Origin of the sequence: Cryobacterium sp. 10I1 (assembly GCF_035019805.1) — a bacterium.
GTDB lineage: Bacteria > Actinomycetota > Actinomycetes > Actinomycetales > Microbacteriaceae > Cryobacterium > Cryobacterium glucosi.
In genome coordinates this window covers 1-356 of sequence record NZ_JASJVF010000594.1, presented here as the reverse complement: position 1 = coordinate 356, position 356 = coordinate 1, and the positions used below count along the sequence as shown (strand labels likewise).

Sequence of the window (356 nt, the reverse complement as noted above, 5' to 3'; positions counted from 1 at the left end):
CGACTGGTCCCTGCGCGCGCTCGGTGTCGCGGCCGTGGTTGCCGCGACGCTGGGGTTCTCCGCCGCCCCGGCGTCCGCGCACAACTATCCGGTCGGGTACGCGCCCGCGGAGAACTCGGTCGTGACCGAGCAGCCAGGCCACTTCACCATCACCACAAACGACGCCCTGCTGAACCTCGACGGCACCGGAACCGGCAACGCCATGCGCATCAGCGGTCCGACCTCCGCACCCCTCTATTACGGCGACGGATGCGTCACCCTGTTCGGCCCGAAGCTCGAGACCACGGCCCAGCTCGGCCAGCCGGGGGAGTACACGGTGACCTGGCAGGTCGTCTCGACCGACGGCCACCCGGTCT

At 70.2% G+C, this 356-nt stretch carries 1 protein-coding gene; it reads left to right on the top strand.

The window, feature by feature from the left end; genetic code table 11:
- Positions 1-356 (top strand): copper resistance CopC family protein (locus QN345_RS19920; protein WP_323509227.1); only part of this gene is annotated, 356 nt, incomplete at both ends.